The 18,810-nt window shown below is 51.1% G+C and carries 20 protein-coding genes and 1 riboswitch; all 20 genes read left to right on the top strand.

What is annotated here, in order from left to right; genetic code table 11:
• Nucleotides 1-36 precede the first annotated feature (36 nt).
• The 20 genes from H70357_RS31670 to H70357_RS31575 all read left to right on the top strand — a co-directional run bounded on the left by H70357_RS31670 (nt 37) and on the right by H70357_RS31575 (nt 18,761).
• On the top strand, nt 37-1,221 hold the full coding sequence (locus H70357_RS31670; protein WP_038597451.1) for an FtsW/RodA/SpoVE family cell cycle protein: 1,185 nt from the start codon (nt 37-39) through the stop codon (nt 1,219-1,221).
• Nucleotides 1,222-1,454: 233 nt separating this feature from the next.
• On the top strand, nt 1,455-2,666 hold the full coding sequence (locus tag H70357_RS31665) for an FtsW/RodA/SpoVE family cell cycle protein (RefSeq protein ID WP_038597448.1): 1,212 nt from the start codon (nt 1,455-1,457) through the stop codon (nt 2,664-2,666).
• Nucleotides 2,667-2,983: 317 nt separating this feature from the next.
• Nucleotides 2,984-3,733: a stage II sporulation protein R gene (gene spoIIR / locus H70357_RS31660; protein ID WP_231578348.1), complete on the top strand. Its 750-nt coding sequence runs from the start codon at nt 2,984-2,986 to the stop codon at nt 3,731-3,733.
• A gap of 130 nt (nt 3,734-3,863) precedes the next feature.
• Nucleotides 3,864-5,141: an L-threonylcarbamoyladenylate synthase gene (locus tag H70357_RS31655; RefSeq protein WP_038597446.1), complete on the top strand. Its 1,278-nt coding sequence runs from the start codon at nt 3,864-3,866 to the stop codon at nt 5,139-5,141.
• A 217-nt stretch (nt 5,142-5,358) separates the two neighbouring features.
• Complete coding sequence (locus H70357_RS31650) at nt 5,359-5,931, top strand: manganese efflux pump MntP (protein WP_038597443.1); 573 nt, start codon at nt 5,359-5,361, stop codon at nt 5,929-5,931.
• A 52-nt stretch (nt 5,932-5,983) separates the two neighbouring features.
• Nucleotides 5,984-6,571 carry a low molecular weight protein arginine phosphatase gene (locus H70357_RS31645; protein WP_038597440.1) on the top strand — a complete coding sequence of 196 codons (588 nt, stop codon included), beginning with the start codon at nt 5,984-5,986 and terminating at the stop codon, nt 6,569-6,571.
• A 50-nt stretch (nt 6,572-6,621) separates the two neighbouring features.
• Nucleotides 6,622-6,704, top strand: a riboswitch (ZMP/ZTP riboswitch).
• 171 nt (nt 6,705-6,875) lie between these two features.
• Nucleotides 6,876-7,529 (top strand): TIGR01440 family protein, encoded by a 654-nt coding sequence (locus tag H70357_RS31640; protein WP_081966020.1) that lies wholly within the window; start codon nt 6,876-6,878, stop codon nt 7,527-7,529.
• A gap of 87 nt (nt 7,530-7,616) precedes the next feature.
• The gene (gene glyA, locus H70357_RS31635; RefSeq protein WP_038597437.1) at nt 7,617-8,867 is read left to right on the top strand and encodes a serine hydroxymethyltransferase; all 1,251 of its coding nucleotides are present in this window, start codon (nt 7,617-7,619) and stop codon (nt 8,865-8,867) included.
• A gap of 460 nt (nt 8,868-9,327) precedes the next feature.
• A complete protein-coding gene (gene upp / locus H70357_RS31630) occupies nt 9,328-9,957 on the top strand; it encodes a uracil phosphoribosyltransferase (protein WP_038597434.1) in 630 nt (209 codons plus the stop codon).
• A 66-nt stretch (nt 9,958-10,023) separates the two neighbouring features.
• Nucleotides 10,024-11,184, top strand: coding sequence for a non-hydrolyzing UDP-N-acetylglucosamine 2-epimerase (gene wecB, locus H70357_RS31625; RefSeq protein ID WP_038597431.1), 1,161 nt, complete (start codon nt 10,024-10,026; stop codon nt 11,182-11,184).
• Nucleotides 11,185-11,363: 179 nt separating this feature from the next.
• Nucleotides 11,364-11,597 (top strand): AtpZ/AtpI family protein, encoded by a 234-nt coding sequence (locus H70357_RS31620; RefSeq protein ID WP_052092354.1) that lies wholly within the window; start codon nt 11,364-11,366, stop codon nt 11,595-11,597.
• Nucleotides 11,590-11,967: an ATP synthase subunit I gene (locus tag H70357_RS31615; RefSeq protein WP_038597428.1), complete on the top strand. Its 378-nt coding sequence runs from the start codon at nt 11,590-11,592 to the stop codon at nt 11,965-11,967. Before H70357_RS31620 ends, H70357_RS31615 begins: the two co-directional genes overlap by 8 nt.
• Nucleotides 11,968-11,996: 29 nt before the next feature.
• Nucleotides 11,997-12,764, top strand: coding sequence for a F0F1 ATP synthase subunit A (gene atpB / locus H70357_RS31610; RefSeq protein WP_038597425.1), 768 nt, complete (start codon nt 11,997-11,999; stop codon nt 12,762-12,764).
• Between the two features lie 107 nt (nt 12,765-12,871).
• Nucleotides 12,872-13,084, top strand: coding sequence for a F0F1 ATP synthase subunit C (atpE, locus tag H70357_RS31605; RefSeq protein WP_036699216.1), 213 nt, complete (start codon nt 12,872-12,874; stop codon nt 13,082-13,084).
• A 97-nt stretch (nt 13,085-13,181) separates the two neighbouring features.
• Nucleotides 13,182-13,670 (top strand): F0F1 ATP synthase subunit B, encoded by a 489-nt coding sequence (gene atpF / locus H70357_RS31600; protein ID WP_038597421.1) that lies wholly within the window; start codon nt 13,182-13,184, stop codon nt 13,668-13,670.
• Nucleotides 13,667-14,218, top strand: a complete 552-nt coding sequence (locus tag H70357_RS31595) for a F0F1 ATP synthase subunit delta (protein WP_038597419.1) — start codon at nt 13,667-13,669, stop codon at nt 14,216-14,218. Before atpF ends, H70357_RS31595 begins: the two co-directional genes overlap by 4 nt.
• An 11-nt stretch (nt 14,219-14,229) precedes the next feature.
• Nucleotides 14,230-15,741, top strand: coding sequence for a F0F1 ATP synthase subunit alpha (atpA, locus tag H70357_RS31590; RefSeq protein WP_038597416.1), 1,512 nt, complete (start codon nt 14,230-14,232; stop codon nt 15,739-15,741).
• Between the two features lie 153 nt (nt 15,742-15,894).
• Nucleotides 15,895-16,761, top strand: a complete 867-nt coding sequence (atpG, locus tag H70357_RS31585; RefSeq protein WP_038597413.1) for an ATP synthase F1 subunit gamma — start codon at nt 15,895-15,897, stop codon at nt 16,759-16,761.
• A gap of 120 nt (nt 16,762-16,881) precedes the next feature.
• On the top strand, nt 16,882-18,279 hold the full coding sequence (atpD, locus tag H70357_RS31580) for a F0F1 ATP synthase subunit beta (RefSeq protein ID WP_038597411.1): 1,398 nt from the start codon (nt 16,882-16,884) through the stop codon (nt 18,277-18,279).
• 65 nt (nt 18,280-18,344) lie between these two features.
• Complete coding sequence (locus tag H70357_RS31575) at nt 18,345-18,761, top strand: F0F1 ATP synthase subunit epsilon (protein ID WP_038597409.1); 417 nt, start codon at nt 18,345-18,347, stop codon at nt 18,759-18,761.
• Nucleotides 18,762-18,810: the final 49 nt, after the last annotated feature.

Genomic DNA, 18,810 nt, shown 5'->3' with positions numbered 1-18,810 from the left:
ATCTGGAAGAACCAGTACAGAGTAAGGAGACAGAATATGCTTCAGAAGATTAAAAAGATTGACGGCGTCATCGTAATGATTCTAGTGCTGTTGATGGTCGTCAGCATTTTTTCCATATACAGCGTCACGCATGGAAGGGAAAAACTGGACGGTGCACATCTCCGGATGATCAAATTTTATGTGCTCGGCATTATTGCTTTTGTCGGACTGACGTTTGTGGATTACCGGATACTCGTTAAATACGCTTTGTATATTTATATTACAGGGATCGGAATTCTGGTTCTGGTCAGCTTTGTGGGCGCAGAGCAGAATGGCGCCCAGGGCTGGATTAAGTTCGGAGGATTCAGTCTACAGCCCGCGGAGCTGTTCAAACTGATCCTGATTCTTTTTCTAGCAGCCGTGCTTGTCCGCAAGAACAGAAACAAACTCCGCTTCTGGAGTGATGTCGTACCATTGGGCCTGCTTACTTTGCTGCCGTTTATGATCGTCATCAGCCAGAATGACCTGGGTAACGCGCTCTCTTATCTTGTGATTCTGGTGGGGCTGCTATGGATCGGCAATATCAAATTCTCACATGCGCTTATTGGACTGCTCGTAATAGCCAGCGCTGCTACCGCAGGGATTATGAGCTATATTCACTATCACGATGAGATTAAAGGGTTCCTTGACGATATTGGGCGTTCACACTGGATTGAACGGTTTGATCCTTGGCTTGTGCCCGATAAAGCAACGGCCAAAGCGAGTTATCATACCAAAAACGCCAAATTGGCAATTGCCTCGGGCGGTATGAGCGGCGAAGGGTATATGAAGGGGACTTCCGTACAGACGGACCGTGTGCCGTACACCTATTCCGACTCTATCTTTGTCGCGATTGCCGAGGAATTCGGCTTTGTCGGCTCGGCGCTGCTGCTGCTGCTTTATTTTATTCTGATTCACCGGATGATCCTGATTGCGCTGGAGTGCAAAGACCGGGGCGGGCCTTTCCTGATTGTAGGGATTGTCGCAATGATGCTGTATCAAATCTTCGAGAATATCGGGGCTTTTATTGGTTTAATGCCGCTTACCGGTATCACATTGCCGTTCGTCAGCTACGGAGGGACCTCGCTTATGATTAATATGGCCAGTATTGGCCTCGTTATGAGCGTGCGGCTGCATGGACAGGATGTTGAGGAGGATTTGCCGACATCTACTTTATACCCTCCCCCTGCCAAGCAGGGATAGTTTCACTGCTAAATAACAAACCGCTGGAGAACATCTATGCAGATGAACTCCGGCGGTTTTTTTCTATGATTAGCTTTGAAATGGGAGTGTGAGTGATCAGGAAGATTATGGGCCTAAACTATAAAATTGTATCCGGGCTGTAAAATGTTTTACAATGGGAATAAGTGGCTGCTTTACTGTGTGGTTATGTTGTACATAAGTCCAAAATCCGGATAACTTAAGGAGTTCGCCCTATGCTGCAAAGGCTCAAAAAAATTGACGGCGTTATCATTGTTATTCTGCTCTTGTTGATGTGTATCAGTATCTTTTCTATATATAGTGTCACCCAGGGAAGAGAAGGCATGGGCGGAATGCATATTCGAATGATCAAATATTATGGGGTGGGTTTTGTTGGCTTTGCCGTGCTGATGATATTTGATTACCGCCTGCTCGTTAAATATGCGCTGTTTATTTATATTATAGGCATTGGAATCCTGCTGATGGTCAGCTTCTTTGGCAAGGTGAAGAACGGGGGCCAGGGGTGGATCGGAGTCGGTGAATTAAGCTTTCAGCCGGCCGAGCTGTTCAAGCTGATTTTAATTATTTTTCTGGCTGCTGTGCTGGTACGCAAAAATAAAAATCAGCTGCTGTTCTGGCGGGATGTCGTGCCGCTCAGTCTGATCGCACTGGTCCCCTTTCTTCTCGTCATCAGCCAGAACGACCTTGGCAATGCGCTGAGCTATCTCATAATTCTGTTAGGCGTCCTGTGGATTGGCCATATTAAATTTTCACATGCCCTGATTGGGCTGCTTATTATCGGAGGCTCGGCGACCGGTTTTATTTTGACCTATATTAACTATCATGATCAAGCAGTAGTTTTTATTAAAGAAACCCTGGGGCGCGATCATTTTATCAGACGCTTCGATCCTTGGCTCGTTCCCGATGTGGCTAGCAAGGATGCGAGTTATCAGACCCGGAATGCCAAGATTGCCATTGCTTCCGGAGGGATGAACGGAGAGGGGTACCTTGAGGGAAGCTCCGTGCAGAACAATATGGTGCCTTATTTGTATTCGGAATCGATTTTTGTGCAGATCGCGGAGGAATTTGGATTTGTTGGATCGGCTGTACTGCTGCTGCTCTATTTTATCCTGATTCACCGGTTGATTCTGATAGCCCTTGTCAGCAGGGACCGGGCAGGGCCGTTTCTCATCGTAGGGATTGTAGCCATGCTGCTGTATCAGATTCTGGAGAATATCGGGGCTTATATCGGTTTAATGCCGCTGACGGGAATTACCCTGCCCTTCATCAGCTATGGAGGAACCTCGATTCTGATTAATATGGCCAGCATGGGCATTGCCATGAGTGTGCTTTTATACGGACAGGATATGGAAGAGGATCTGCCGATGCTTGCCGCTCCCTCAGCCCCTGCCGGCAAATTAAGCAGCATGATTCCATTCGCGAAATAGCGGATATCGAACTGCTATATAGATTGAATTAAAGATTTCCCTATTGAGGCGAGGACGTATCTACGGTGAATATTTGGACTTCCGGCCGCTGTTGTCCCCGGATTTCTTAATTTAACCTATGCGGTTGAAATCCGGAGACAAAGGCGGTCGCTGACGCTCCTACAGTTCCAAATTTCCCCTCCGCTACTTTTGCCCTTTTGGGTAGTTATAAAGTTCACTCTATATAATTATAAATTAATAGATTGCTAGGTTTGCAGCCTCTCTTCCCCGGGCATACTAGGGACATAAGAGTTTCATAGGGAGAGGGGCTGCTGGAGATGGATGTCAATAAACCGGGAATACAGGATTCCTTGCGCGTAACCGTTAAGTATACTGCCATTTTAGTTTGTTTTTTTATGATCCTGATGATGGCCTGGGAAGGGCAAAAAAGTGATGCGGCGATAGCGGAGGTTACCATTCCTCAGGATTCGATCCGTTTGCGCATTCTGGCGAACTCGGATATGACGGGCGATCAGCTGGTCAAACGCCAGATCCGGGACTCCATTGTTGAACAAATGAACCAGTGGGTAGCGGAACTGGAAGATCCCCAGAGCCTGGAGCAGGCGCGGACATTGATCCGGGGCCATCTGCCGGAACTGAATGCGCTTGTCGCGGACGAACTGGAAAAGCGGGGGATTGAGTACACCTATAAGGTGGAGCTGGGTGTGGTTCCTTTCCCGACCAAAATGTACGGTGGTACGGTGTATCCGGCCGGGGAATATGAAGCGGTACGGGTTACGCTCGGTGCAGGCAAAGGGCAGAACTGGTGGTGCGTACTGTTTCCGCCGTTATGCTTCATTGATGCAGGCTCAGGAGATGCGGCTGCCTCCGCCAAAGGAGCAAAGACTGTTTCCGCTGCTGGAGCTGAGGATGGAGCCAAGGTGAAGGCCGCGGAAGCGGGCAAGGTGACAACCGTTTCGGCTGAGAATGGCAATGGGGATGAACAAGCTTCGGCCCCGAAAGTGCGGTTTTTTATCTGGGAGCTGCTGCACAATCTCTGGAGCTGGATCAGCGGATTATGGTCTTGAGCGGATATTAGTCTTTCTGGCTCGTGGTTGCGAGATATGTTACGATATAGGATGAACTTGAGCGGATTTGCTGCGGCCCCACCTGGTGGGGCCGTTTTTGAGATTTAAAGAGATGATAAGGTGATGAAAAATGACAGAGCAGAAAGATTACCCGTTCGCGGCCCAGCGCCGGAGCGGAAACATAAAGAATACGGTTTACTGGGAACTGGATTCCGTAAAGGAAACTGAAGATCACCCGGCTGCGGCTCTAGTACTGCGGAGTGAGGCGGATGAGCGGGCGATCACGGCGGCTGCAGCCATGCTGCGCGAAGGCGGCACGGTCGCATTTCCGACCGAAACGGTGTACGGGCTTGGCGCGGATGCCCGGAATACCTCTGCAGTAGAGGCGGTTTTTGCGGCCAAAGGACGCCCTTCCGACAATCCTCTTATCGTGCATATTGCGCAGCGGGCGGATCTGGATGGCCTTGTGACGGAAGTGCATCCGGTGGGCGCGGCATTGATCGACGCATTTTGGCCCGGTCCGCTGACGCTCGTACTCCCGGTTCGGCCCGGCGTGTTGTCTCCGCTGGTGACGGCCGGGCTTGATACGGTCGGCGTGCGTATGCCTGACCACCCGCTTGCGCTCGCGCTGCTGAGCGCAGCCGGCTGCCCGGTTGCTGCGCCCAGCGCCAACCGTTCCGGGCGGCCAAGTCCGACACTGGCCGCCCATGTGATGGAAGACCTCGCCGGATACATCGGCGGGGTTCTGGACGGCGGCGCCGCCGGGGTCGGCCTGGAGTCGACCGTCGTGCAGGTGCAGCCGGACGGGACGGTCGCTGTGCTCCGTCCCGGCGGCATTACCGCCGAGCAGCTGGCGGCGGTTGCGGGTGCCGGGGCTGTGGACACCGCCCCGGCTGCTGCCGTGGACTTTGCCGGCGCTGCAGCCGGCCCGTCCACGGCCCGGGCTGAAGCGGACGCCGGTACCGGCTCCGCCTCCGGCCAGCCTGCCGGCGCGGCGCAGGCCGCCGGTAACAGCAGCCCGGCGCCGCGCGCGCCGGGCATGAAGTACACGCACTACGCCCCGCGCGGCTGGCTGGGCGTAGTGCGCGGCGATTCCCCGCAGCGCGTGGCGGGGACCGCCGCAGATCTGCTGCAGGCGGCGCAGCGGAACGGCGAAGTGACGGGCCTGCTCCTCTTCGAGGAACACCGGGCCCTGTATCCCGCCGTTCCGGCCGCCTGCGTCGTCTCCCTCGGCTCGCTGGACTCGCCGGAGGAAGGGGCGCGCTCCCTGTATGCCGCGTTGCGGCGCTTCGATGAAGCGGGAGCGACCTATATCCTGGCCGAGGCTTGCCCGGAGGCCGGTCTCGGCGCAGCCATCATGAACCGGCTGATGAAAGCAGCCGGTGGATCTGTGATCGACGCCGGATAATTTCCGGCTCCGCTCACAGAGTGCCCTGCGTTGAAGTCCCGCATGGGCACCACGGTCCGGTGCAATGCCGGTCGAGTCCCTCCCGGCCGCCTGATTTTTAACCAGAATCCTTTCACCCAGCGGTTTCCCCGCCTTCGGCCTCTCCCGCTCAGTCATGATTGCCGTCTTGTCCGCATATCGTTGTTGTACAAGACTATCGGACTTTGGGGGTATAGGCATGGGCATAGCAGGGGAATATGCTGGCTGGGGCCAGCTTGTAACGATTGCCATTATGGCAATCGCACTCGGGATGGACGCATTTTCGCTCGGTGTAGGAATCGGGATGAAAGGCATCCGTCTTTTGCATGTGCTGCATCTCAGCCTGCTTATTGCTTTTTTTCATGTGCTGATGCCGCTGCTTGGCTTGTTTACCGGCAGCTATGTGGGACATCTGCTTGGCCAGGTAACAACTTTCGCAGCCGGGGGGCTGTTAATTCTGCTCGGCGGACATATGGTGTTCAACTCTTTCCGGGCCGGTCATGTTGGAACGCGGTCTATGGATCACCAGACCTTCTGGGGCATGCTGCTTATCTCACTGAGTGTAAGCGTGGACTCTTTTTCTGTCGGGGTATCGCTTGGCATGTTTGTGAATAGCATAGTTTTAACTGTTCTGGCTTTTGGCGCCTGCGGGGGACTCATGGCGATTACCGGTCTGCTGCTGGGCAGGCGGGTCAGCCGTGGACTGGGCGATTACGGGGAGGCGCTGGGCGGAGCGATCCTGCTGGCGTTTGGATTGCTGTTCATCTTCTGATACAATAACGGCAAAAGAAATTTATTTTATATTTTATTTGGAGGTGGAAAGCATGCTGCATATTTTATTCGTCTGCACCGGGAATACATGCCGCAGTCCTATGGCTGAAGGGCTTCTGCGGAAACTTGCGAAGGAACGCGGAATCGAGCTGGAAGTGCGGTCTGCAGGCGTATCCGCCATTTCCGGCACTTCCATATCCAGACACGCTGGAGCAATCTTGCGGGAAGAGGGCATTAATGATCAGATTATCTCCTCACAGCTGAACGCAGAGATGGTGTCCTGGGCGGATCTGGTGCTGACCCTGACAGGCGGGCATAAACGGCATTTGCTGCAATATTTTCCTAGCGCGGTTACGAAGACGTATACCTTGAAAGAATATGTCCATGATGAAGAGGCGGTTAATAGTGATATTCAGGAGCTGGACAGCTTGTATGCAGATGCGGAACTAAGCATAGCATTGGGCGGTGAGCCGAAGGCGACCGATTTGCAGCGGATAATCGAGATCCGCCAGCGTATTCCAAGCTTTGATATTACCGACCCTTATGGCGGTTCCCGTGAGGATTATGAGCTGGCAGCGGCGGAAATCCGTACCGCTCTTTACAATCTGCTCGATAAATTGGAATCCTTACGCCATTTGTAAAGAAGGTTGATTTTTCGCAGCCTTTCCTTTAAGATGAAATAAATATTATCCGGTTCCGGTGTAACTGGCGACAAATGTGGATCAAACCACGATGGAGCACTGGAATAAACGGCCGGTCGCCTGGGCAAAAGAGCACATCCGCAGCTTCCTGCGGACTGCTCTTTTTTGTTTAAAATATATGTAAGATTAAGCTGCGCACCATCTTTCAGCGTTCATTCCCTGCTGTGGCGCAGCGGTACCTCTGCAGTAAAAACACGGTTTTGGCTTGAAATGAGTTGCAGTCAACGTTGAGGAGGCAGAAGTGATGGATGAAGTCATGAAGCAGGACTCTTGGGAAGAACGCGCTCCCGGCAGGCCAGCCGGGGAAGGGGTGGAACCGGCGGGGACTGAGCTTTCCTTGGCTGCTGCCACCGCAGCAGTCGTAGGCGAACTGGCGGAAGCCGGCAAGCTGGGGCCGGGAAAAATCCTGGTCGTCGGAGTCAGTACAAGCGAAGTAGCCGGCGTCCGGATTGGAACCGGCGGGGCGCTTGAAGTGGCAGAGCAACTGCTGCAGGGTGTTCGCCAGGTTGCTGATAAACGGGGGTTTCATCCCGTATACCAATGCTGTGAGCATTTGAACCGTTCGCTTGTCATGGAGCGTTCTTTGCTGGAGTCGCTCGGACTGAGGGAGGTTTCGGCGGTGCCGATACCGGGAGCCGGCGGTTCAATGGCTGCCGCGGCGTACCGCTCGATGTCCGACCCTGTTTTGGCTGAAACGGTGGAAGCCCATGCCGGGATTGACATCGGTGAGACGCTGATCGGCATGCATCTGCGCCGGGTAGCGGTTCCGTTTCGCCCGAGTTTGCGCTATATCGGTTCGGCCAGAGTCAATGCGGCCTGGAGCAGACCGCCTCTTATCGGCGGCGAACGTGCGGTATACCGTACACCGGAAACCAGTGGTGCACAGCTCTGCGATTAAGCAGGGCAGCAGCTTTTAGGCAATACATTAACAATCAGGGATTAAATAAGTACAACATAAACTAAAGCACTAGGGAGGAAATTAAAAATTATGGAACAATTGCGTAAGAGTGACCCTGCAGTACTGGAAGCCATGGGACTGGAACTAAGCCGTCAGCGTGCCAACATTGAGCTTATCGCTTCGGAAAATATCGTCAGTGAAGCAGTAATGGAGGCCATGGGCTCCGTACTCACGAATAAATACGCCGAAGGTTATCCTGGCAAACGTTACTATGGCGGTTGTGAAGATGTAGATATCGTGGAGAATCTGGCCCGCGACCGTGCCAAACAGCTGTTTGGCGCCGAACATGTCAATGTGCAGCCGCATTCCGGCGCTCAAGCTAATATGGCGGTTTATCTTGCCGCGCTGAATCCTGGCGATACTGTACTGGGGATGAACCTGGCGCATGGCGGCCATTTGACACACGGCAGTCCTGTGAATGCCTCCGGCTTGCTTTATAACTTTGTTGCTTATGGTGTGCAGGAAGACACGTTCCTGATCGATTATGATGAAGTGCGCAAAGCCGCCTTCAAACACCGTCCTAAATTGATTGTAGCCGGTGCAAGTGCGTATCCGCGGACGATTGATTTTGCAGCACTCGGTTCCATTGCGAATGACGTAGGTGCACTGTTCATGGTCGATATGGCTCATATCGCCGGGCTGGTTGCTGCGGGTGTTCATCCGAGTCCGGTTCCGCATGCCCACTTCGTTACTACAACAACGCACAAAACCTTGCGTGGTCCGCGCGGAGGCATGATTCTCTGCAGACAGCCATGGGCCGCAGCCATTGATAAAGCTGTATTCCCTGGTTCCCAAGGCGGACCGCTGATGCATGTGATTGCCTCCAAAGCGGTTTCCTTCGGCGAAGCATTGCAGCCATCCTTCAAGACCTATGCCGAGAATGTGGTGAAGAACGCTAAAGTACTTGCGGAGACGCTGATCGGAGAAGGAGTTAACATCGTTTCCGGCGGTACGGACAACCATCTGATGCTGCTGGATACCCGCAATCTGAGCATTACCGGAAAAGATGCGGAGAAAGTACTGGATTCCATCGGTATTACCGTGAACAAAAATGCAATCCCGTTTGATCCTACCAGCCCATTTGTAACCAGCGGCATCCGGATCGGAACACCTGCGGTTACTTCGCGCGGCATGGACGAGCAGGCTATGGTAACAATCGGCCGCATTATCGCAAACGTGCTGAAGAATCCGAAGGATGAAGCTAAATTGACTGAAGCGGCCCGTGAGGTCGCCCAGCTTACGGATCAATACCCGATTTATCCGGGTCTCCAGTACTAAATATCCACTTTGCGGCCAGACTATTCCGAGCTTAAAATCTTTCGCCTCCGTTGCGCCGGTATCCCGGCTGCTTCGGGGGTTTTTTTGGAAGATAATATAAAGAAGCGAAATCTTCATGTGACATAATGTTCACATATTAGAATTGAAAACAGACTGATGTTGTCATGAAATATTCATGAAAGTTCATGGAGTTTTCATTAAAATAAGTGAAAAAAATGTGAATAGTATTAAATGCAGCAAATAGAACAAACTAAAGCGCACTCTATTTCCAAAGTACTCCGTATTTTCCTGACTGTACTGGAAAGAATAGCTTGCCTTTGTTTATGCTTCCATGAAAAGGGCTCAGTCATCGTAGGTGAAAAGAGCCTCCGGTGATGATATAATAGACAGGATTTAGCCATGGAAGAAGCAAAAGCGCTTTCTATGGCGAACAAGACTCACAATTACCGGAGGGACAGAAATGGGAAAATTGGTGATTTGCGATCATCCTTTGATTCAGCACAAACTAACATTTATTCGCGATGTGCGGACCAACACGAAAGAATTCAGAGAGCATGTCGATGAAGTTGCTACACTGATGGCTTACGAAATCACGCGGGATATTCCGCTGGAGACAATTACTGTGCAGACGCCGGTGGCCGAAACACAGGGCAAGGTTATCTCAGGAAGAATGCTGGGCTTGGTACCGATCCTGCGGGCCGGGCTGGGAATGCTTGAAGGCGTTCTGAAGCTGCTTCCGGCAGCTAAAGTAGGACATGTCGGCTTGTTCCGTGATCCGGAAACCCTTCAGCCTGTCGAATATTACATTAAGCTTCCTACGGATGTGCAGGAACGGGAATTGATCGTTATCGACCCGATGCTGGCAACAGGCGGCTCTGCAATTGCAGCAATCACTTCTTTGAAGAACCGCGGCTGTACCCAAATTAAGATGATGAATCTGATTGCCGCCCCTGAAGGTGTCGCCGCTGTACAAGCAGCCCATCCTGATGTGGATATCTATGTGGCAGCACTGGATGACCATCTGAATGAACACGGGTATATCATTCCGGGGCTTGGCGATGCCGGAGACCGGTTATATGGAACCAAATAATCTCTAGATAAGTAATATAGAATAAACGTAGAACAAGCATCTATTTTAGAAGAGAGGCTGGGGGTTATGTCCAAAATTAAAGTAATGACGATTTTCGGAGTGCGCCCCGAGGCGATCAAGATGGCGCCTCTGGTCCTGGAACTGAACAGGCATCCCGAGCACATCGAATCTGTTGTATGTGTGACCGCGCAGCACCGTGAGCTGCTGGATCAGGTGCTCGAGGTCTTTAAAATCACTCCTGACTACGATCTGGATGTGATGAAGGACCGCCAGACGTTGAATGAAATCACCATTCGGGTACTGGAAGGGCTTGAACCTGTACTGCGTGAGGCCAAACCTGATCTCGTGCTGGTGCATGGAGATACATTGACGACTTTCTTGGCCAGTTATGCCTCTTTCCTGCAGCAAATTCAAGTAGGACATGTTGAGGCGGGACTTCGGACCTGGAATAAATTGTCCCCGTATCCTGAGGAAATGAACCGCCAGCTTACGGGAGTCCTCGCGGATCTGCACTTTGCTCCGACAGATTTGTCGGCAGGAAATTTGAGACACGAGAACAAAAAAGAGTCAAGCATTTATATCACAGGCAATACAGTTACCGATGTGTTTCAATATACCGTACAGCCGGACTACCGGCATCCTGTACTGGATTTTGCTTCAGGAAAAAGACTAATTTTAATGACGGCGCACCGCAGAGAATCTCAAGGCGAACCGCACCGTCATATTTTCCGTGCTGTCAAAAGAATCGCTGATGAATTTGAAGATGTAGCCATTGTTTATCCTGTGCATCCGAGTCCGGCAGTCAAGGAACCGGCACATGAGATACTGGGCGGACACCCGAGAATTAAGCTGATTGATCCGCTGGATGTCGTTGATCTGCATAATTTTTATCCGCATACCCACCTGATTTTGACCGACTCCGGCGGCCTGCAGGAGGAAGCTCCCTCCTTTGGAGTTCCTGTGCTTGTGCTGCGTGATACAACCGAGCGCCCGGAAGGGATCGAAGCCGGAACATTGGAGCTTGTGGGAACGGACGAGGAGAAGGTGTATCAACGGACACATGCTCTTTTGACCGATCAGAATCTGTATCAGTCGATGAGCCGGGCCGCCAACCCGTATGGAGACGGCAAAGCCTCCGAGAGAATTGTCAATGCGATTTTGCACCATTTTGGAGCCGTTGAAGAGCGTCCTGAGGAATTTCACAGAATGTTCACAACTAATAATTGAAGGCACAACGACTAATATACTAAAGTGAATAAAAACAGCATACAGTGAAACTGTACGGTTTATATGGTTTTGGTAGGCTTTGCTGTGATTATTTTCATGTTTTCAAGCACTTTTGAGCAATTTTCAATGAATTGACAAAGAGTCTGGATATTCAGTAAAATTAGTTGGGATTGTAGCCTATGAAGGAACAAAAGGACGAAGCCGGACTGGGACGGACCGCTTTAGTCATCGGAAGTGCAGGCACTTTGCTTGCCGCTTACATTATTATAGGTTTTTTTGCGGCAAGATGGCTGCAGAACCAGATGGACGGCCCCAAATCCTGGCTGGCCATCGGTACAATCACCGGGATGCTTCTCGGGATCGTTAACGTCGTCCTGCTAATCAAAAAATTTCTGGGGGAGCAAAATGGATAATATGACTCCCATGATCAATTCCGTTACCAGGATTACTCTCGTTGTGATGTCCGGATTGTTAATGGGATGGGCACTTCATCATGAGACCCGTACCGTGACACTGGGAATGGCGCTTGGTTTGTTAGCGGGATTGGTCAACTTTCGTTATCTTGCCGCCAAAGTAAGGCGGGTAACAAAGTCGGCTGCAAACCACGAGGGGAAGGCATTCAGCCTTGGTTTTCTTACACGGATCTGTTTTGCGATTCTGGTCACCATGTTCTCGGTCAAGATCGAGCATTTCTCGCTGGAGGCAACCATTGCCGGCCTGTTCATTCCCCAGCTTCTCTCTATTCCTGTGGGGATATATTTAGGTATTAGGAATAAGTTGTAGCCAGATTAAAGAGAAAGGGGGATGATACTATGCATGAAATGCCATTAATCTATTTCGGCGGAATACCGATTGATTTATCCGCTGTTCTGATGCTTTTAATCAGTTCGCTGGTAGTGTTCATATTGGTAATGATGTCTGTCCGCAACCTGTCCGTTGAGAATCCGTCCAAACTTCAGAACTTTATGGAGTGGGTGGTGGAATTTGTACAGGGAGTCATCAGCAGTGCCATGGACCTGAAGAAAGGGAAACCTTACATTTCACTGGGATTGACGCTGATATTGTTTATCTTTGTCTCCAATCTCCTGGGTCTGCCGTTTTCCTTCATCACTGAAGCTGATAAACCGGTGTACATCTTCGGACATGTAATCGAAGCGACCAAAAACTTGGCGCATGGCGAGCATGCGGAGATCTTGTGGTATAAATCGCCGACTGCCGATATCAATGTCACCGCAGGGCTGGCGATCATCGTGTTTGTATTGATGAACTACCTCGGCGTTAAGCTGAATGGTAAACATTATTTCAAACACTACATTGAGCCGTTTCCAATTTTCTTGCCGCTGAACATTATTGAGAATCTGGCGAAGCCGGTGGCGCTTGCCATCCGTCTATTTGCCAACATTTTTGCCGGTGAGGTTTTGATCACGGTTATTCTGAAGCTGGGATTCCTCAGTATTCCATTCTTGGCAATCTGGCAAGGCTTCAGTATCTTTGTAGGAGCGCTTCAGGCATTTATCTTTACGATTCTGACGATGGTGTACATCGCGCAGATGACGATCCACGAGGAAGAAGCACATTAATGAACTGCCGTGAGGAAAGCGGCAGCCGCCGGAATACTCTTCGCGGGAGATTTTTATATCATTAAACAAATACTAAATGATTCAAAATTAAAGGAGGATATTTACAAATGGAATTTTTGGCAGCAGCAATCGCGGTTGGTTTGGGCGCACTCGGTGCAGGTCTTGGTAACGGTATGATCGTCAGCAAAACGGTAGAATCCATCGCTCGTCAACCGGAAGCACGTAACGCACTGCAGACAACAATGTTTATCGGTGTAGGTATCGTCGAAGTAATTCCGTTGGCCGCAACAGTTATTGCATTCCTGATCATGTTTACTTAATAAACCGTTCTTACGGTTTGGCGGGGAGGGCAAGTGCCATCCGCGCCTTACTTTTGTATATGTCCGCACACCGCGGTAACGGAAAGGAGTGACCACAGTGACTATAGTTTGGACGAATATAGTTTTTTCAATTGCCGCATTTGTAATTCTCTACTTCCTGCTCAGCAAATTTGCATTCAGCAAATTATTCGCAGTTATGGAGAAACGCCGTGAACTGGTGATGCAGCAGATGGATGAAGCAGCTAAGACCAGAGAGCAGGCGGTCGCTTATGTAGAAGAACAGAAGCAGGCTCTGCAGCAGGCGCGTCAAGAGGCACAACAGATCATTCAACAATCCCAGGCCACAAGCAGCAATCAGGCAGACCGGCTTATGGATCAAGCTAAAGCTGAGGCTGCACGTCTTAAGGACGAGGCTGTCCGCGATATTTCCAACGAAAAGAACAAGGCTGTGGAAGCCCTGCGCAGCGAGCTTGGAACGGCTTCGGTCCGCATTGCTTCCAAGCTGCTTGAAAAAGAAGTCAAGGCTGACGGCGAGCAGGAACAGCTTGTCGATCAATACCTCAAAGAGGTAGGAGGCCGCTCATGAGCCGCGATACGGTAGTTGCTGGGCGCTACGCCAGAGCATTGTACGGTGCAGCGGTGGAGAAAGGAATTACGCTTGAAGTGGAAGAACAGCTGAAGACAGTGGTCGAGGTACTGCATCTCGATCAAGAGGTGAAACGGTTCATTCATGCACCGCGCATCTCCAAGTCCGACAAGCTGAAGGTGCTTCGCACAGCATTTCAGGATAAGCTCTCTCCAACGGTGATGAACATGGTGGAATTGCTGGTTGAGCGGGGCAGAACCGATATTTTTGCTGAGCTGCTGGAAACATACATCAAAATTGAAGGAGACGCCCTCGGTATCGGCGATGCTACTGTGTACTCTGCTTATGCGCTTAGTCAAGAAGAGCAGGATACTGTGGCCGCAGAATTCAGCGAGCTTACTAAACGCAAGATTCGTGTTACGAATCTCGTGGATAAGAGCCTGCTGGGCGGACTTAAGGTCGTAATCGGCGATACGCTGTATGACGGCAGTTTGTCCGGCAAACTGGAGCGTCTCGAGAAATCTTTTAACGATAAGCATAGAAGATAGGGGTGAGGATATTGGGCATCAGACCTGAAGAGATCAGCACTTTGATCAAAAGTCAAATTGAGCAATATAAAGCCGATATCGAAGTGGCCGAAATTGGCACCGTCATTCAAGTCGGAGACGGTATCGCCCGTGTCTACGGTCTGGAAAACGCAATGGCAGGCGAGTTGCTGGAGTTCTCCAACGGAGTAGTGGGCATGGCGCTCAATCTGGAAGAAAGCAACGTCGGTGTTGTTATTCTGGGTGAGTATACGGCGATTCGTGAAGGCGATCAAGTTAAACGTACGGGACAAATTATGCAGGTACCGGTGGGCGAAGCCCTGCTGGGACGTGTAGTGAATGCCCTCGGCCAGCCGCTGGACGGCAAAGGTCCGATTGATACGACAGAATTCCGTCCGGTAGAGAACAATGCACCGGGTGTTATCGACCGTAAATCGGTTCATGAGCCGATGCAGACCGGTCTTAAAGCGATTGACGCGATGGTGCCGATTGGCCGCGGACAACGCGAGCTCATCATTGGTGACCGTCAAACCGGTAAAACAGCTATCGCAATTGATGCGATCATCAACCAAAAGGGCAACGGCATGAAATGTATCTATGTTGCCATTGGTCAAAAACAATCCACAGTGGCGCAGGTTGTAGAAACACTCCGCCGCCATGGTGCTTTGGAGTATACAATTATTGTAACCGCGTCGGCCTCCGAGCCGTCCCCACTGCTTTATATCGCTCCATACTCAGGTTGTGCAATGGGCGAGTACTTCATGTACAAAGGCGAGCATGTCCTTGTCATTTATGATGACCTTTCGAAGCAAGCCTCCGCTTACCGCGAATTGTCCCTGCTGCTCCGTCGTCCACCAGGCCGCGAAGCATTCCCGGGTGACGTCTTCTATCTGCACTCCCGTCTTTTGGAACGTGCGGCTAAGCTCAGCGATGAGCTGGGTGGTGGTTCATTAACCGCACTGCCTTTCATTGAAACCCAAGCCTCTGACGTTTCGGCCTACATTCCTACGAATGTAATTTCGATTACAGACGGCCAAATCTTCCTTGAATCCGACCTGTTCAACTCCGGTCAGCGTCCGGCGATCAACGTCGGTATCTCTGTATCCCGTGTAGGGGGATCAGCGCAGATCAAAGCTATGAAGAAGGTTGCCGGCTCACTCCGTCTGGATCTGGCCCAATACCGCGAACTCCAGGCATTTTCCCAGTTTGGTTCCGATCTCGATAAGTCTACGCAAGCCCGTCTGAACCGCGGTGCCCGTATGATGGAGGTTCTGAAACAGGGCGTAAACCAGCCGTTGTCTGTTGAGCATCAGGTGCTCAGCTTGTATACCGCTGTTAAAGGCCACCTGGATGATATTCCTGTCAAAGACGTAAAACGCTTCGAGAAGGAATTCCTGGCGTTCATCGACAGCAGCGCTGCCGGCATTATCAAATCCATCACTGATACAAAGGATTTGACGGCAGACAACGAGACAGCACTGAAAGAAGCGATCGAGAAGTTCAAAAGAGGCTTCGCGACCAGCTAATCGCAAATAACTGTCTACCCATGCTTTGAAACGGGCTTTGGCTCTGCCGAAGCTCTGATATATGCTTACGAAGTTAGCTTTGACTTCTTCAAAGCTCAGTTTATGCTTACGAGGTCAGCTTTGACTTCGTCAAAGCTTTAAGGTGGTGAAATCATGGCAAGAAGTATGCGTGATATTAAACGTCAAATCAAGAGCGTTCAAAACACCAGACAGATCACTAAAGCAATGGAGATGGTAGCCGCCTCCAAGCTGCGCAAAGCGCAGGAGAAAGCGGAAGCTGCCCGTCCGTACTCACAGAAGCTGAAAGAGGTCGTATCGAGTATTGCTGCCGGTACACAGGACTTGCAGCATCCGATGCTGGTCAGCCGTCCCGTGAAGAAGACCGCCTATATTATTGTTACTTCCGATAGAGGTCTAGCGGGTGGATACAATGCCAATATCCTGCGTAAAGTAACGATGCTTCTGGCAGAGCGGCATAGTTCCAAGGACGAATATGCGCTCTTCGTCATCGGCCGTAAGGGCCGTGATTTCTTGCGGCGCCGTGAATACCCGATTGTAGAGGAAGTTACCGAGCTGTCCGATACACCGAAATTCTCTGATATTAAGTCGATCGCTTACTCGGCGGTTCAGCAGTTTGAGACAGGTGTATATGATGAGCTTTATATCTGCTATAACCGGTTTGTGAATGCCATCAGCCAAGTGCCAACCGTTGACCGTCTGCTCCCAATGGATGCAGTGGGTGAGGAGCACACAGGCGCAAGTGCAGCCTATGAATACGAACCATCACCGGAAGGCGTACTGCAAGTGCTGCTTCCGAAATATGCCGAAACTTTGATTTATAGCGCAATTCTGGACGGCAAAGCCAGTGAGCTGGGTGCGAAGATGACAGCGATGGGCAGTGCCACTAAGAACGCGTCGAAAATGATCGGAGACCTTAGACTTACGTACAACCGTGCCCGTCAGGCGGCGATTACGCAGGAAATTACTGAGATCGTTGCCGGAGCAAATGCGCAGTCTTGATCTACAAGAAACGGGTGCCGTAGAGCGATACAACGTACCGCTCGCTTCAGGGGCATAGACTCCTGAAGACAGCACTGCCGTTTCTTCTCAATGTAACAGCTTTCGAGGAGGGAAATGAAGATGAACAAAGGACGCGTTGTAAGCATTATGGGTCCGGTTGTTGATATTGAATTCGAACGCGGCCAGTTGCCCGAGATTTTCAACGCTATCAAGATTGAAACCAGCTTGGAGAACGGCCGCATTATTGATCTGACGCTTGAAGTTTCCAATCACCTGGGTGACAATCTGGTCCGTTGTATCGCCATGTCGTCCACGGATGGTCTGGTTCGCGGATTGGACGCGATTGACCAGGGTGGACCGATTTCGGTTCCCGTTGGCGCAGCTACACTCGGCCGGGTATTTAATGTACTTGGCAACCCTATTGATAACGGTGCTGAGGTTGTCGCAGAGAAGAATCCGATTCACCGTCTTGCCCCGACTTATGATGAACTGTCAACCCAAGCGGAAATTCTGGAAACCGGGATCAAGGTTATCGACCTGCTGGCCCCATACGCCAAAGGCGGTAAAATCGGCCTCTTCGGCGGTGCCGGTGTAGGTAAAACGGTAACTATCCAGGAACTGATCAACAACATCGCTCAAGAGCACGGCGGTATTTCCGTATTCGCCGGTGTTGGTGAACGGACCCGTGAAGGTAATGACCTTTATCATGAAATGACCGACTCTGGCGTTATCAAGAAGACGGCCATGGTGTTTGGACAAATGAATGAGCCGCCGGGTGCACGTCTTCGTGTAGCCTTGACCGGTCTGACCATGGCGGAGTATTTCCGTGATGTGGAAGGCCGCGATACGCTTCTCTTTATCGATAATATATTCCGCTTTACCCAAGCAGGTTCCGAAGTATCGGCCCTGCTCGGCCGTATGCCTTCAGCGGTAGGTTACCAGCCAACGCTGGCAACAGAAATGGGCCAATTGCAGGAGCGCATCACTTCCACCAAAAAAGGCTCCGTTACCTCCATTCAAGCGATCTACGTACCGGCGGACGATTACACTGACCCGGCTCCGGCAACGGCATTTGCCCACTTGGATGCAACGACCAACCTGGAGCGTAAAATCTCCGAGAAGGGGATTTTCCCTGCGGTGGATCCACTAGCTTCCAGTTCGCGTATGCTGGCTCCCGAAATTGTCGGCGAAGAGCATTACAACGTCGCACAAGGCGTTAAGCAATTGCTGCAGCGTTACACCGAGCTTCAGGACATCATTGCCATTCTGGGGATGGATGAGCTGAGTGAAGAAGACAAGGTTATTGTAGCCCGTGCCCGTAAAGTTGAACGTTTCCTGTCCCAGCCTTTCCATGTGGCAGAGCAGTTTACCGGCTTTAAAGGCAAATATGTGCCGATCAAAGAAACTGTTCGCAGTTTCAAAGAGATTCTGGAAGGCAAGCACGATGATCTTCCGGAAGCAGCTTTCCTGTTTGTAGGTACGATTGAAGAAGCGGTCGAAAAAGCGAAATCCATGTAATTCTGAGCTTTAGATCATGCTTTCGATGCGAGCTTTACTGGGTAAAGCTTTGAGGAGGAATGGAAGTGAATACCTTTTTGTTGGAAATTGTCACGCCGGAGCGTCTTGTCTACTCCAAGCAGGTTAATAGCCTGACAGTACGGGGAGTCAATGGCGAGCTGGGCATTTTGCCGGGACACATTCCGCTTGTGACTCCACTTCAGGTTGCTCCGCTCACTGTAAAATCGGACGGTGTTTCCGTCACTATCGCCGTTCATGGCGGGTTCGTAGAAGTGCATAAAGACAAGGTGACAGTTCTGGCTGAAAGTGCCGAGCTGCCTAAGGATATCGATGTTGAACGCGCCGAAGCGGCTAAAGAACGGGCACAACGCCGTCTTCAGACCCGCAGCAAACAGGATGAGATTGATCACCGCCGTGCGGAGCTGGCGCTGCAACGCGCCGTTACACGGATTAAAGTGTCCACCGGAAAAGGACAACAGTAGCACGAAATGCAGTCAAGCCTATAGCTTGGCTGCATTTTTTTTGGAATAA

The sequence above is a fragment of the Paenibacillus sp. FSL H7-0357 genome (genome assembly GCF_000758525.1).
GTDB lineage: Bacteria > Bacillota > Bacilli > Paenibacillales > Paenibacillaceae > Paenibacillus_AQ.
This window is presented reverse-complemented; position numbering and strand designations above follow the sequence as displayed.

What these genes read in the sequence shown, in the direction of transcription:
- upp (WP_038597434.1), top strand. Translation starts at nt 9,328, where the DNA reads ATGGGAAAATTGGTGATTTGCGATCATCCTTTGATTCAGCACAAACTA.
- H70357_RS31640 (WP_081966020.1), top strand. Translation starts at nt 6,876, where the DNA reads ATGGATGAAGTCATGAAGCAGGACTCTTGGGAAGAACGCGCTCCCGGC.
- wecB (WP_038597431.1), top strand. Translation starts at nt 10,024, where the DNA reads ATGTCCAAAATTAAAGTAATGACGATTTTCGGAGTGCGCCCCGAGGCG.
- H70357_RS31645 (WP_038597440.1), top strand. Translation starts at nt 5,984, where the DNA reads ATGCTGCATATTTTATTCGTCTGCACCGGGAATACATGCCGCAGTCCT.
- H70357_RS31620 (WP_052092354.1), top strand. Translation starts at nt 11,364, where the DNA reads ATGAAGGAACAAAAGGACGAAGCCGGACTGGGACGGACCGCTTTAGTC.
- H70357_RS31650 (WP_038597443.1), top strand. Translation starts at nt 5,359, where the DNA reads ATGGGCATAGCAGGGGAATATGCTGGCTGGGGCCAGCTTGTAACGATT.
- H70357_RS31655 (WP_038597446.1), top strand. Translation starts at nt 3,864, where the DNA reads ATGACAGAGCAGAAAGATTACCCGTTCGCGGCCCAGCGCCGGAGCGGA.
- atpE (WP_036699216.1), top strand. Translation starts at nt 12,872, where the DNA reads ATGGAATTTTTGGCAGCAGCAATCGCGGTTGGTTTGGGCGCACTCGGT.
- H70357_RS31670 (WP_038597451.1), top strand. Translation starts at nt 37, where the DNA reads ATGCTTCAGAAGATTAAAAAGATTGACGGCGTCATCGTAATGATTCTA.
- atpB (WP_038597425.1), top strand. Translation starts at nt 11,997, where the DNA reads ATGCATGAAATGCCATTAATCTATTTCGGCGGAATACCGATTGATTTA.
- atpD (WP_038597411.1), top strand. Translation starts at nt 16,882, where the DNA reads ATGAACAAAGGACGCGTTGTAAGCATTATGGGTCCGGTTGTTGATATT.
- H70357_RS31595 (WP_038597419.1), top strand. Translation starts at nt 13,667, where the DNA reads ATGAGCCGCGATACGGTAGTTGCTGGGCGCTACGCCAGAGCATTGTAC.
- H70357_RS31665 (WP_038597448.1), top strand. Translation starts at nt 1,455, where the DNA reads ATGCTGCAAAGGCTCAAAAAAATTGACGGCGTTATCATTGTTATTCTG.
- spoIIR (WP_231578348.1), top strand. Translation starts at nt 2,984, where the DNA reads ATGGATGTCAATAAACCGGGAATACAGGATTCCTTGCGCGTAACCGTT.
- atpG (WP_038597413.1), top strand. Translation starts at nt 15,895, where the DNA reads ATGGCAAGAAGTATGCGTGATATTAAACGTCAAATCAAGAGCGTTCAA.
- H70357_RS31615 (WP_038597428.1), top strand. Translation starts at nt 11,590, where the DNA reads ATGGATAATATGACTCCCATGATCAATTCCGTTACCAGGATTACTCTC.